The organism is Micrococcus luteus (genome assembly GCF_022664405.1).
Lineage (GTDB): Bacteria > Actinomycetota > Actinomycetes > Actinomycetales > Micrococcaceae > Micrococcus > Micrococcus luteus.
This window is the reverse complement of sequence record NZ_JAKRLB010000007.1, coordinates 77,343-89,754: the sequence shown is the minus strand read 5'-3', so window position 1 is coordinate 89,754 and position 12,412 is coordinate 77,343. Positions and strand designations below refer to the sequence as shown.

Annotated in this window: 13 protein-coding genes and 1 tRNA gene; 5 read left to right on the top strand and 9 right to left on the bottom strand. The window is 74.3% G+C overall.

The window, feature by feature from the left end; genetic code table 11:
* Window positions 1–99: 99 nt before the first annotated feature.
* The 5 genes from MF605_RS04910 to MF605_RS04890 all read right to left on the bottom strand — a co-directional run bounded on the left by MF605_RS04910 (window position 100) and on the right by MF605_RS04890 (window position 4,301).
* A complete protein-coding gene (locus MF605_RS04910) occupies window positions 100–1,032 on the bottom strand; it encodes a DUF4031 domain-containing protein (protein ID WP_119217529.1) in 933 nt (310 codons plus the stop codon).
* A gap of 67 nt (window positions 1,033–1,099) precedes the next feature.
* Window positions 1,100–1,390 (bottom strand): WXG100 family type VII secretion target, encoded by a 291-nt coding sequence (locus tag MF605_RS04905; RefSeq protein WP_010079419.1) that lies wholly within the window; start codon window positions 1,388–1,390, stop codon window positions 1,100–1,102.
* Window positions 1,391–1,445: 55 nt separating this feature from the next.
* A complete protein-coding gene (locus MF605_RS04900) occupies window positions 1,446–3,251 on the bottom strand; it encodes a sensor histidine kinase (RefSeq protein WP_078025816.1) in 1,806 nt (601 codons plus the stop codon).
* A 1-nt stretch (window position 3,252) separates the two neighbouring features.
* Window positions 3,253–3,960 (bottom strand): response regulator transcription factor, encoded by a 708-nt coding sequence (locus MF605_RS04895; protein WP_113913968.1) that lies wholly within the window; start codon window positions 3,958–3,960, stop codon window positions 3,253–3,255.
* A 77-nt stretch (window positions 3,961–4,037) separates the two neighbouring features.
* Complete coding sequence (locus tag MF605_RS04890; protein ID WP_041103073.1) at window positions 4,038–4,301, bottom strand: hypothetical protein; 264 nt, start codon at window positions 4,299–4,301, stop codon at window positions 4,038–4,040.
* A gap of 211 nt (window positions 4,302–4,512) precedes the next feature.
* Between MF605_RS04890 and MF605_RS04885 the strand changes: the two genes are divergently transcribed.
* Window positions 4,513–4,896 (top strand): cold-shock protein, encoded by a 384-nt coding sequence (locus MF605_RS04885; protein WP_020628350.1) that lies wholly within the window; start codon window positions 4,513–4,515, stop codon window positions 4,894–4,896.
* 3 nt (window positions 4,897–4,899) lie between these two features.
* Complete coding sequence (locus tag MF605_RS04880) at window positions 4,900–5,385, top strand: DUF3027 domain-containing protein (protein ID WP_041103071.1); 486 nt, start codon at window positions 4,900–4,902, stop codon at window positions 5,383–5,385.
* A gap of 91 nt (window positions 5,386–5,476) precedes the next feature.
* Here MF605_RS04880 and serC read toward each other — a convergent pair whose 3' ends face one another.
* Window positions 5,477–6,604 (bottom strand): phosphoserine transaminase, encoded by a 1,128-nt coding sequence (serC, locus tag MF605_RS04875; RefSeq protein WP_044659024.1) that lies wholly within the window; start codon window positions 6,602–6,604, stop codon window positions 5,477–5,479.
* A 128-nt stretch (window positions 6,605–6,732) separates the two neighbouring features.
* On the opposite strand from serC, the gene MF605_RS04870 reads away from it, so the two are divergent.
* The 3 genes from MF605_RS04870 to MF605_RS04860 all read left to right on the top strand — a co-directional run bounded on the left by MF605_RS04870 (window position 6,733) and on the right by MF605_RS04860 (window position 10,054).
* The gene (locus tag MF605_RS04870) at window positions 6,733–7,455 is read left to right on the top strand and encodes a metal-dependent transcriptional regulator (protein ID WP_020628347.1); all 723 of its coding nucleotides are present in this window, start codon (window positions 6,733–6,735) and stop codon (window positions 7,453–7,455) included.
* A 159-nt stretch (window positions 7,456–7,614) separates the two neighbouring features.
* Entirely contained in the window at window positions 7,615–8,109 is a 495-nt protein-coding gene (locus MF605_RS04865; protein WP_020628346.1) for an HNH endonuclease, read from the top strand.
* A gap of 76 nt (window positions 8,110–8,185) precedes the next feature.
* Window positions 8,186–10,054: an ABC transporter ATP-binding protein gene (locus MF605_RS04860; RefSeq protein WP_208857713.1), complete on the top strand. Its 1,869-nt coding sequence runs from the start codon at window positions 8,186–8,188 to the stop codon at window positions 10,052–10,054.
* A 26-nt stretch (window positions 10,055–10,080) separates the two neighbouring features.
* Here the strand turns inward: MF605_RS04860 and MF605_RS04855 are convergent.
* From MF605_RS04855 to MF605_RS04845, 3 genes are all read right to left on the bottom strand, one after another.
* A tRNA-Arg gene (locus MF605_RS04855) sits at window positions 10,081–10,154 on the bottom strand.
* A 43-nt stretch (window positions 10,155–10,197) separates the two neighbouring features.
* Window positions 10,198–10,848 (bottom strand): hypothetical protein, encoded by a 651-nt coding sequence (locus tag MF605_RS04850; protein ID WP_095695351.1) that lies wholly within the window; start codon window positions 10,846–10,848, stop codon window positions 10,198–10,200.
* A 193-nt stretch (window positions 10,849–11,041) separates the two neighbouring features.
* Window positions 11,042–12,223 (bottom strand): acyltransferase family protein, encoded by a 1,182-nt coding sequence (locus MF605_RS04845; RefSeq protein WP_095695352.1) that lies wholly within the window; start codon window positions 12,221–12,223, stop codon window positions 11,042–11,044.
* Window positions 12,224–12,412 lie beyond the last annotated feature (189 nt).

Sequence of the window (12,412 nt, the reverse complement as noted above, 5' to 3'; positions counted from 1 at the left end):
GCCGGCCCGGCCCGTTCGGGCGCCCAGCCTGCGAGGCCCGTCTCCCCGTCCGGGGAGGCGGGCCTCGCCGCGTCCGGGGCCGGCACCGGGGCGCCCCGCTCAGGCCGACAGCGCGGCTCGTTCCGCCGCCAGGTTGCGGCGGGCGGCGGCCTCCCAGCGCGTTCGGCCGGGCGCGGTCCGATACAGCCGCTCGGCGTCCAGCAGGGCGTCCAGCACCGCGCCGCGACCGCGGGCCCAGTCCGCGTCGGACACGTGCGCGTAGTCCTGCCGGACCGCGGCCACGTAGCGGGCGTAGGCCTCGGGGGAGCGGCCGAGGACCTCGAGGTCCGCGTCCGAGAGCACCGCCCCGGCCGCGTCGTGCGGGGCGGGGTCGTGGGCGGCGGTGAGCAACACGAGGCGCGCCACCTCGTCGACGACGTCGGCCGGCACCGCCAGCCGCGGGTCGGTGAGCACGTCCCGGGCCAGGGCGGCCGAGTCCGCCTCGTCCTGGCCGGCGGGCGCGGTGGGGTCCCCGGCGTAGACGGCGTCGTGGAACCACGCGGCCAGGCGGACCGCACGCGGATCCGGCCCGGTCTCCGCCCCCGCCCGCTCGAGCAGGTCCACGGACTCGAGCACCGCGAGCAGGTGGGCCGGGTCGTGGTAGTGCCGATGCGGCTCCGCCCAGCGGGCCAGCAGGTCGCGTCCCGCCGTCGTCACCGCATCCGGGCTCGCCGCCGTGCCCTCGAACAGCCGCGCCCAGCGCCGGGCGAGGACGACGTCCCGCTTCTCGGCGCGGCTCCGGGCGGGCACGCGCAGCCCCGAGGCGGCGAGCCGACGCACCAGCTCCCGTCCGGTGACGGGCACCGCCCCGCGGGCCACGAGCTCGGCACGTCGGTGCGCGGGCACGTCGTAGTGGTCCCGGTCGAAGACCCGCTCCGAGAGCCCTGCTGCCCGCGCGAACGCGTGGAGCTCCTCGAGGGAGGCGTCGGAGACGAGGTGGGAGAACACGGTGCCGTGGGCGGGCCACGCGGGCGGGTCGATCAGGACGGTCATGCCTCCACTCTAGGAAGCACGGACCGGGGCGCGGCCGGCCGGCCGCGCCCCGGTCCGTTCCGGGCGCTCAGAACCGGAACATCGCGGCGTTGGCGGTCTCCGCGTCCTGGTACTGGGTGGCGGCGGCGTCCATCGCGCGGCGGATGCCCGCCAGGGACTCCTCCACGCGCTGCTGGGTGGCGCGCCACTCGGTGAGCACGCCCTGGAAGTTCGCGGCCGCCTGGCCGCGCCAGGTGTCCTGCAGCTGGCGCAGGTTGGCCTCCATGGTGCTCACCTCCGCCTGGAGGCGTCCGATGGAGCCCTCCACCGCCCCGCTCTTGGCCCGCAGGTCCTCGACGTCGATCTGCACGATGCTCATGTGACTGTCCCCTCTGACGAGTGCTGATGGGCGGCGGGTGCCGCCGGGCACCACGCTAGGGACGGGCGTCCCGCTCCGCCGCCGGGTCGTCCTCGCCTGGGGACGGGGGGTCGGCCTGAGGCGCCTGTGCAGGAGCAGACGCCCGACGGCGGCGCTCGGCCGAGGCGCGACGGAACCGCTCCGCCGCACGCAGCAGGCGGCTGCTCCGGGCGGCGTCCGCGGCGCTGGCGCCGGCGCCCGACGGCGCGGCCAGGGCGAGGGGGCCGGTGGGCGGACCGGCCGCGTCGTCGTCGGTGTCCCGTGCGGGCAGGCGCTCGTCCTCGACGTCCTCGTCCGCCTCGTCCTCGAACGGTGCCCACGGCAGGTGGACGGAGAAGGTGGCGCCGCCGCCCTCGGTCTCCAGCAGCCGGACGGAGCCGCCGTGCTGGGCCACGATCGCCGCGACGATGGCCAGGCCGAGCCCCGTGCCGCCCGTCTCGCGGTGCCGGGAGGTGTCCGCGCGGTAGAACCGCTCGAAGATGCGGGCGCGGTCCTCCTCGGACACGCCCGGCCCGTGGTCACGGATCTCGATCACGGAGCTGCGGCCCGCGCCGTCCGCCCCGGCCTGGCCGCCGAGGTGGTCGACGGTGCCGACCGCGATCTCGATGGGGGTGCCGGCGGGGGTGTAGCGCAGGGCGTTGGCCATGAGGTTCACCACCACCTGGCGCATCCGGTTCTCGTCGCCGAGGATGGGCGCCGGGGCCGCCCGGTCGCCGTCGGGGCCCACGAGGGTGACCTTGCGGTCCGGGGCGTTCACGGAGGCGTCCATCATGGAGTCCATCGCGAGGATGAGCAGGTCCACCGGGGCGTGCTCGAGGGGGCGCTGCTCGTCGAGGCGGGCCAGGGTGAGCAGGTCCTCCACGAGGCGGGTCATGCGGGTGGCCTCGGACTCGATGCGCTGCATGGCGGCGGCGACGTCCTCCTCCTCGCGCAGCCCGCCGTGCCGGTACAGCTCGGAGAATCCGCGGATGGTGACCAGGGGGGTGCGCAGCTCGTGGGAGGCGTCCTGCACGAAGCGGCGCATCTTGTCCTCGGAGATCTCCTTGTCCCGGAACGCGGACTCGATGTGCGCGAGCATGGCATTGAGGGAGCGGGAGAGCCGGCCCACCTCGGTGTCGGGCGCCGCGCTCTCCACGCGCTGGCTCAGGTCGCCGGCGGCGATCTTGGCGGCGGTGCGCTCCACGCGGTTCAGGGTGCGGAACGCGCGCTGGACCGCCAGGTTGGCCACGATCACGGTGCCCGCCGTCGCGAGCAGGCCGATGGTCACGACGATCGAGGTGACGCGCTCGACGGAGGAGGTCACGCTCTGCAGGGGAAGGGCCACGGCCATGGTGCCGTCGCCGCTGCTGAGCCCGTACAGCTGCACGCGCCAGCCGCTCGAGTCCGGCTGTGTGCCGGGCACCTCGAAGGAGGCGGAGCCGCGCTCCAGGGCCTCGGCCGGGGTGATGTCCGGGAGGGCCGGCTCGTCCGCACCCGGCATCACCGGGGTCTGGACGACCCGCGCGCCCTCGTTGTCCCACACGACGCCGTAGAAGCGCAGGATGGGCAGCTGCGGCATGTAGTACTCGCCGGTCTGGGCGACGTTGGCCAGGTACATCGAGACGGTGTCCCGGTTGGCGGCCATGTCCTCGTCCAGCTGGCGCACCGCCTCCTGGCGGAACAGCACCGCGGTCGCCACGGCGGTCACGGCGACCAGGGCCAGCATGAGCGCCGCGATCATCACGACCAGCTTGGTGCGCAGGGACTGCCCCTGCCACGCGCCCCTCAGCCAGGCGCGCGGATGGCGGACGCGGGCCGCCGCGGCGTCGAGCCGCGCACGCACGTCAGCGCTTGTCCGCGGTGCGGAGCATGTAGCCGACGCCGCGCTTGGTGTGGATCATCTTCTCGCGGCCGCCGACGTCGATCTTGCGGCGCAGGTAGGAGATGTAGGACTCGACGATCGAGGCGTCCCCGTTGAAGTCGTACTCCCACACGTGGTCCAGGATCTGGGCCTTCGAGAGCACCCGGTTCGGGTTCATCATGAGGTAGCGCAGCAGCTTGAACTCGGTGGGGGAGAGCTCCACGACCTCGCCGCCGCGGCGGACCTCGTGCGCGTCGTCGTCGAGCTCGAGATCGTCCACGCGCAGCACCGCCGCGTCGTCGTCGAGGGAGGCGGTGCGGCGCAGCACGGCGCGGATGCGGGCGACCACCTCGTCGAGGGAGAACGGCTTGGTCACGTAGTCGTCGCCGCCGACCGTCAGGCCGGTGATCTTGTCCTCGGTGCCGTCCCGCGCGGTGAGGAACACGACGGGGAAGTGACGGCCGGCGGAGCGCAGGCGGCGGGTCACGGTGAAGCCGTCCATGTCCGGGAGCATCACGTCCAGCACGGCCAGGTCCGGCTGGAACTCCTCGGCGGCGTCCAGGGCCTCCCGGCCGTTGGCCGCGGCCGTGACCTCGAAGCCGGCGTAGCGCAGGGATGTGGAGAGCAGCTCGCGGATGTTGGGCTCGTCGTCCACCACCAGGAGGCGTGCTTCGGGGTTCTGAGGCTGCATGGGGCCAGTCAACCGCCCCGACCTGGGAGCATCCTGAAGGCGCGCTGGATGTCACGGGGCGTCGTTGGCCCGACGGCTCAGGGGCGCGAGCGCCGGACGGCGCCCAGCACCACGTGCAGCAGCATCAGGCCGAAGCCGACGGGCAGGCCGAACAGCGCGAGCGCGAACAGCGCCGGGGACGCCGGCCACGCCAGGAAGTACGCGACCAGCAGGGCCACCAGGGCCAGAGCGGACACCGCCGTCACGGCCACGCCCAGCACCAGGACGACGCCACGACCGCCCCGGTGATCGGCGGGGTCGGCGGCGGGCGCGGAGGCGGGGAGGGTGGAGGTCCGAGGCATGCCCGCCACTCTAGTCGGGCTATCCTGGGAGGTCATTGACGACCACGTCCTCCGCCGTCCCCTCCGGGCGCACGGCCAGGCTGGTCCCACCGATGCCGCGGCGCACCGCCACGCCGGTGCCGGACCCCGCCGACCCGAGACGAGAGCACGGCCGCCCCTGCGGCGCCGGCCCGACGCGGTGGACCCACATGACGAGGAGCAGGTGACGCACATGCCCACCGGGCGCATCAAGTTCTACGACTCGACCAAGGGCTTCGGGTTCGCCCAGACGGACGAGGGCGAGGAGGTCCACGTGCCCGCCTCGGCCCTGCCGGCCGGGGTGACCGAGCTGCGCGGAGGCACCCGCGTGGAGTTCGGCGTGGCCGAGGGCCGCCGCGGCAAGCAGGCGCTCTCGCTGCGCGTGCTCGACGCCGCACCCTCGGTGGTCCGCAACCACCGACCCGGCGCCACCGAGATGGCCGTCCTCATGGAGGACCTCATCACGTGGCTGGACCAGACCTCCAACGGCCTGCGCCGCGGCCGCTACCCCCAGCGCGCCCAGGCGCAGAAGATGGCGCAGGTGCTGCGCCGTGTCGCCGACGATCTGGAGGCCTGAGCCATGACCACCCACGACGACGCCCCGCGCGTCGACCACCGGAGCCCCGACGCCGAGCCCGCGCCCGCGGAGGAGAGGGCGGCCGTGCCGCCCGCGCGTCGCCGGGCCCCGCGCCGCGACGAGCTGCTCGCCGCCGCCGTGGACGCCGCCCGCGCGGGGCTGGCCGGGCTGGCCGCCCCGGACGAGGTGGGGGAGCACGTGGACGTGCTCGTGGACGACGACCGGCTCCTGACGCACCGCTTCGCGTGCCGCATGCCCGGCTACGCGGGCTGGCTCTGGTACGTGACGATCGCCCGGGCCCCACGCGCCAAGCAGGTCACCGTGTGCGAGACCGGCCTCATGGCGGGGGAGGGTGCGCTCGTGGCGCCCCCGTGGGTGCCGTACGCCGAGCGCGTGAACGAGGAGGAGCGCGAGCGGCTCAAGGCCGTGGCCGAGGGCCGTGTGCCCGGCGCCCCGGCGCCTGAGACCGCGCCGGACGACCGCGGCTGAGACGGCGCGCCCCGGCTGACCCGCCGGGGCGGACACGCAACGGGCCCGCGGTGGAGTCCCCCGCGGGCCCGTGTCCCCGTCCGGGGACGGCTCAGGCCAGGCGCTCGACCACGTGGTCGATGCAGCGCAGCAGTGCCGCGACGTCCTCGGGCTCGATCGCGGCGAAGGTCGCGATCCGCAGCTGGTTCCGGCCGAGCTTGCGATAGGGCTCCACGTCCACCACGCCGTTCGCGCGCAGGGCCTGGGCGACCGCCGCCGCGTCGACGTCGTCGGAGAAGTCGACGGTGCAGACCACGGCGGAGCGGTCCTCGGACCGGGCCACAAAGGGCGTGGCGAAGGACGACGCCTCGGCCCACGCGTACACGCGCGAGGAGGAGTCGGCGGTGCGGGCGGTCATCGCGTCCAGCCCGCCCTGACCGTTCATCCAGCGCAGCTGCGCGTCCAGCATGACGAGCGTGGCCAGCGCGGGCGTGTTGTAGGTCTGGTCCTTGAGGGAGTTCTCCACGGCCGTGGCCAGGTCCAGGAACGCCGGGATCCAGCGGCCGGACTCCTTGATCTCCGCGACCCGCGCCAGGGCCCGCGGGGAGAACAGCGCGAGCCACAGACCGCCGTCGGACGCGAAGTTCTTCTGCGGCGCGAAGTAGTACACGTCCGCCTCGGACACGTCCACCGGCAGGCCGCCCGCGGCCGAGGTGGCGTCGACGACGACCAGCGCGTCCTCGTCGATGCCCGCGGGGCGGACGACGGGCGCCATCACGCCGGTGGAGGTCTCGTTGTGCGGCCACGCGTACACGTCGACCCCGGCCACGGCCTCCGGCTCGGGGCGGGTGCCCGGCTCGGAGGTGCGGATGTCCGACGGCGCCAGGAACGGCGCCTGGTCGGTGGCCTTGGCGAACTTCGAGCCGAACTCGCCGAAGCTCAGATGCTGGGCGCGCTCGCGGACCAGGCTGAAGGCGGCCGCGTCCCAGAACGCGGTGGAGCCGCCGACGCCGAGGATCACCTCGTAGCCCTCCGGCGCCGAGAACAGCTCGGCGACGCCCGACCGGACGCTCGCCACCAGGTCCTTGACCGGCTTCTGACGGTGCGACGTGCCGAGCAGCCCGGCTGCGTCCTGGAGCGCGCTCAGCTGCTCGGGGCGGACCTTGGAGGGGCCGGCGCCGAAGCGGCCGTCGGCCGGCAGCAGGTCCTGGGGGATGGTGATCTCGGCGGGGGAGGTCATGCGTGCTCCTGACGCTTCGGGGTCGCGGGTCGCGCCCATTCTCCCGCGCCCGGGACCACCGGCCGTCCACGTGACTCACGCCTCGCTAGGATGTCCGGGACGAAGAGCCCGAGGGAAGAGGACGTGCCATGACGGATCTGATCGACACCACCGAGATGTACCTGCGCACGATCCTCGAGCTCGAGGAGGAGGGCATCCCCCCGCTGCGCGCCCGCATCGTCGAGCGTCTGGAGCACTCCGGCCCCACCGTCTCCCAGACCGTGGCCCGCATGGAGCGGGACGGGCTGGTGCACGTGGGCGCGGACCGTCGGCTGGAGCTGACCGTGGCGGGCCGCGAGCGGGCCGTGTCCGTGCTGCGCAAGCACCGCCTGGCCGAGCGCCTGCTCGCGGACGTGATCGGCCTCGAGTGGGAGCTCGTCCACGAGGAGGCCTGCCGCTGGGAGCACGTGATGAGCGACCAGGTGGAGCGCCGCCTGCTCACGCTCCTGGAGAACCCCACCGAGACCCCCTACGGCACCCCGATCCCGCCCCGGCCCGAGCAGGCCTCCGCCGAGGACTGGAGCCGCGACATGGGCCTGGCGGGCGCCCGGCTCTCCGAGGAGGCCGCCACCGCCGGCCGGTTCCGCGTCCGCGGGCTGGCCGAGGGCGTGCAGACCGACCCCGAGCTGCTGGCCCAGCTGGCCGGCGCCGGCGTGACCCCCGGCCGTGTGGTGCGTGCCGAGGCCGCCCGCGACGCCGGGTACATCCGGGTCGAGGGCGAGGCGGAGGACGGCGCGGCCGCGGACGGCGGGGCCCTCGAGCTGGCCGAGGCCACGGCCGCGCACGTGTGGGTCGAGCGTCTCGACGGCTGAGGCGCGGCGCGCCGTCGTCGTGCGTGACGGGGGCGTGATGGCCCGGTGACGGGCCGGTGAACCTCTTCCGCCGCCGCAGGCGACACGCGGCGCGCCGATGCACCCGCGTCTAGCGTGGGGACACGACGCTCCTGTGTCCCCACGCTTCCGAGGCCCCCGATGCGCACACTCGTCCTCAACGCCGGCTACGAACCCCTCTCGGTCGTCTCCGACCGCCGGGCGCTGCTGCTCGTGGCCACCGGCAAGGCGAGCGTGCTCGAGGACGCCGGTGACCCGATGCGCAGCCCCACCCGCGCGTGGGGCCGGCCCCTCGTGATCCTGCTGCACCAGTACATCCGGGTGCCCCACACGGACGCGGCCCCGGTCTCCCGCAAGGGCGTGCTGCGCCGGGACGGACACCGCTGCGCCTACTGCGGCGCCCACGCCACCACCGTGGACCACGTGCGGCCGCGCTCGCGGGGCGGCGAGAACTCGTGGGAGAACCTCGTGGCCTGCTGCCTGCGCTGCAACGGGGCGAAGGCGGACCGCTCGCTCGAGGCCCTGGGCTGGCGGCTGCGGGTGGAGCCGGTGCGCCCGCGCGGGGCCCAGTGGCGGATCCGCGAGCTGGAGCGGCCCGCCGAAGCGTGGCGGGACTACCTGCGCCTGGCGGCCTGACGCCGGAAGCGGAATCGCGCCCGCCCGTGCCCGGCGGTTCCTAGACTCTCCAACGGTCGAGAGAGCGGAGGGGCCCATGAGCATGGAGTCGGCGGCACGGATGTCCATGATGCGGATGACCCGCGGGCAGTCCGACGCCCAGCAGAGCCTCGCCCGCGGCACGGTGCGCCGGACCATCGCGTTCGCGGGCCGGTACCGCACCCGCCTGATCGTGTTCGTCGCGGCGTCCATCGTGGGCGCGGTGCTCGGCGTGGCCTCGCCCGTGCTGGCCGGCGACGTCGTCAACGCGATCACCGGCGGCGCGGACCGCGGGCTCGTGGTGCGGCTGGCCCTGCTGATCGCCCTCGTGGCCGTGCTCGACGCGGCGCTGTCCGTGTTCACCAAATGGCTCTCCGCCGGGCTGGGGGAACGCGTCATCTACGACCTGCGCACCGCCGTGTTCGACCACGTGCAGCGCATGCCGGTGGCGTTCTTCCAGCGCACCCGCACCGGCGCGCTCGTCTCACGCCTGAACAACGACGTGATCGGGGCGCAGTCGGCGATCTCGCGGACCCTCTCCGGCGTCGTCGCGAACGTGGTGTCCGTGGCGCTGACCCTGGGCGTCATGGTGGCCACCAGCTGGCAGGTCACCGTCCTGTCCCTCGTGATGCTGCCGCTGTTCCTGGTGCCGGCCCGGGCGGTCGGCTCGAAGCTGGCGGACCTGTCCCGCGAACGGGCCGGGCACAACGCGGCCATGGGCGACCAGATGACCGAGCGGTTCTCCGCTCCCGGCGCCACACTCATCAAGCTCTTCGGCCGCCCCGCCGCCGAGTCCGCCGAGTTCGCCCGCCGCGCGGACCGCGTGCGCGCCACCGGCGTGGACATCTCCGTGCGCCAGGCCGTCTTCACCACGCTGCTCACCCTGGTCTCCGCGCTCGCGCTCGCGGCCGTGTACGGCGTGGGCGGGCTCCAGGCGATCGCGGGCACCCTCGACGCCGGCGACGTCGTCACCCTCGCCCTGCTGCTGACCCGCCTGTACGCCCCCCTGACCGCGCTGGCGAACGCCCGCGTGGAGATCATGAGCGCGCTCGTGAGCTTCGAGCGCGTGTTCGAGGTCCTGGACCTGGAGCCGCTCATCACGGAGCCCGCGCGGCCCGCGGCCCTGCCGGAGGGGCCCCTGTCCGTGCGGCTGCGGGACGTGCGCTTCGCCTACCCCACCGCGGAGCAGGTGTCCCTGGCCTCCCTCGAGGAGGTCGCCGTGCTGGACACGCGCGGCGGCGAGGAGGTGCTGCACGGGATCGACGTGGCCGTGCCCGCCGGGGCCACCGTGGCCCTCGTGGGCTCTTCGGGTGCGGGCAAGTCCACCATCGCCTCGCTCGTCACGCGCCTGCACGACGTCACCTCCGGCGCCGTCGAGATCGGCGACGTGGACGTGCGGGACCTCGCGTTCGCGGACCTGCAGCGGGCCGTGGGCATGGTGACCCAGGACGGCCACCTCTTCCACGAGACCGTGCGCGCAAACCTGACGCTGGCCCGCCCCGACGCGACGGACGAGCAGCTGTGGGACGCCGTCGAGCGGGCCCGCCTGCGCCCCGTGGTCGAGGCGCTGCCGGACGGGCTGGACACCGTGGTCGGCGAGCGCGGCTACCGCCTCTCCGGCGGCGAGCGGCAGCGCATGACGATCGCGCGGCTGCTGCTGGCGGCTCCGCGCGTCGTGGTGCTGGACGAGGCGACGGCGGCGCTGGACTCCACCAACGAACGCGCCATCCAGGAGGCGCTGGGGGAGGCGCTGGCCGGGCGGACCGCGATCGTGATCGCGCACCGGCTCTCCACCGTGCGCAGCGCGGACGAGATCCTCGTGGTCGAGGCCGGGCGGATCGTGGAGCGCGGCACGCACGCCGCGCTGCTCGCGGCGGGCGGGCGGTATGCGGAGCTCTACACCACGCAGTTCGCCGACGCGGAATGAGGCGGCGACCGGACCGGCCGCCCAGGTGCCCCAGGCCGGAATCGAACCGACGGCCTACCCTTTAGGAGAGGGTCGCTCTATCCAACTGAGCTACTGGGGCGCGGACCGTGCGTCGGTCCGGTGAGCGAGTCTAGCCGAGCCCTTCAGGCCTCCCGCGCGGCGGGACCACGACGACGGCGCCGCCCGGCCCACAGCATCACGGCCACCGCCAGCGCGAGCAGCGCGAGCAGGACCCAGCGGGTCAGCGTCAGGGCGGCGGCCAGGCCGGTGCCCGGGCCGCCGGCGGCGATGGCCTGCTCGATCGCGATGTTCTCGCAGATGTCCACGACCGCGAACAGCACGCCCAGCCCGAAGACGACCCACTTGGCCCCGGCGGGACGCAGGCGCCACGCGCCGACCGCGGTGACCGTCAGCGCCACGGCGATCGGGAAGATCACGCCGGCCGTCTTGTGCACCCAGTTCAGCTGGCCGCGTGCGTCCTCGTCCATGACCGCGGAGAGCGCGCGGATGTGGTCCTGCCCGTAGAACAGCAGGGAGTCCGGCATCGCCAGGCCGCCGCTGAGCTGGGTCATCTGCTGCAGCACCAGCAGATGGAGGTACGCGCCCACGAGCAGGGTGGTCACGATCAGCGCGCTGACCGGGATCGCGGGGCTGCCCTCGCGCTCAGCGGCCGTGGCGAGGTCCTCCCGGACGTTGACGTCCCGCAGCGTGGGGCGGGAGCGCGGGGACTCGGCGACCGGGCGCGCGGCGGGCCGCGACGGACGCGGACGGGACTTGCGGGACTTCTGGGACACGGGGCACCTCCGCGGTCCATCCTCCCAGACCGGCCGAGCCGGCCCGGCCCCGCGCCGTCCAGCCCGTCCAACCCACTTTCGAACGTGAAATCGGCGTCATGGGGACTTTCGAACGCGAGATAGGCCCCACATCACGTTCGAAAGCGCGGGTGGGGTGGGGTGTGGTGGGGGGTGGGGTCGAGTCGGGGGCGGCTCAGTCCGCGTGGCGGGGCCGCGGGCGGGGGACCCGGACGGGTGCGTCGGCCGCCGGCTCGGTGGCCGGGGCCGGCCCCGCGGTGGGCTGCGTCTCGGACTCCGGCTCGACGACCGACAGGGGCGCCGTCGTCGAGGCGGGCTCGGCGGTCTGTGCCGGCACGGCGTCCGCCGCCTCCCGGGCCGAGACCCGGGTGCGTGGCCGCGCCCGGACGCGTCCCGCCGTCGGGAACTCGAAGAGCCAGCGCACCCGTCGGTAGCCGAGCGCGAGGGCGAGGGGGACGAGGAACGTGAACGATGCGATGGCCACGTAGAAGTCGACCGGGCGGACCGCGGCGAGGTCGCGGAAGGCCGCCACCGCCAGGATCAGCACCGGCATGTGGGCGACGTAGAGGACCATCGAGCGGCGGCCGCAGAACTCGAGGAACGGCAGACGGGGCAGGCGCGGGCCGAGCCACAGCACCACGAGGATCCCCGGCAGCGCGGCGAACACGGACCAGGGCTGGCGCTCCGCCACCACGAGCGCGCCGGTGCGCGTGGCCGTCACGGTGAGCACCATGAGGATCACCGCGATCACGCCCAGGGCGGCGGGCGCCGTGCGGATCCGGGGGAGCAGTCGCGCGGAGGCGGCACCGAGGAAGAAGTACACGCCCCAGTACAGCGGGCGCACCCAGTGGCGGGGGCCGCTGACGAACTCGAGGAGCAGGACGAACAGGACGACGGCGACCACCAGCGCCGGGACGCGACGGATCACCGGGCCGATGAGGTAGCAGAGCATGAGCACCCACAGGAACCACAGGTGCCACGCGCCGCCGCGCCAGAACTCGACGGACAGCAGGGATCCGGGCCTGCCCGTGGCCAGCGCCAGGACGACCATCCAGACGAGGAACGGCCACAGGATCCGCTCCGCCTTGCCGCGGTAGTACGTGCCCAGCGGCTTGGACACGGAGCGGGGCAGCAGGACGCCGGACAGGAACACGAGCATCGGCATCCGCCACGACTGGAACACCTGCACCACGTTCGCGAACGCCACGGAGCTGAAGGTCGCGTCGAGGCCCTGCGGCATCGTGTAGGTGTGGGTGAACATCACCAGCAGCACGGCGAATCCGCGCATCGCGTCCATCCAGGTCATCCGGCTGGGGGTGGACCCGTGGGACATGGGCGGGGTCGGCGTGGTGGACATGGCGGCTCCGGGGTGACGTGGCGGGGCAGGGGAAGGAGGCTCCGCCGCCACATCGCGCGGAACGCCCAGAAGACCATAGCGGGCCGTTCGATTCCCGCCGGTTTTCGAACGTGGAATCGGGGTCTTGGGGACTTTCGAACGCGAGATAGGCCCCACATCACGTTCGAAAGTGCGGGTGGGGTGGGGCGG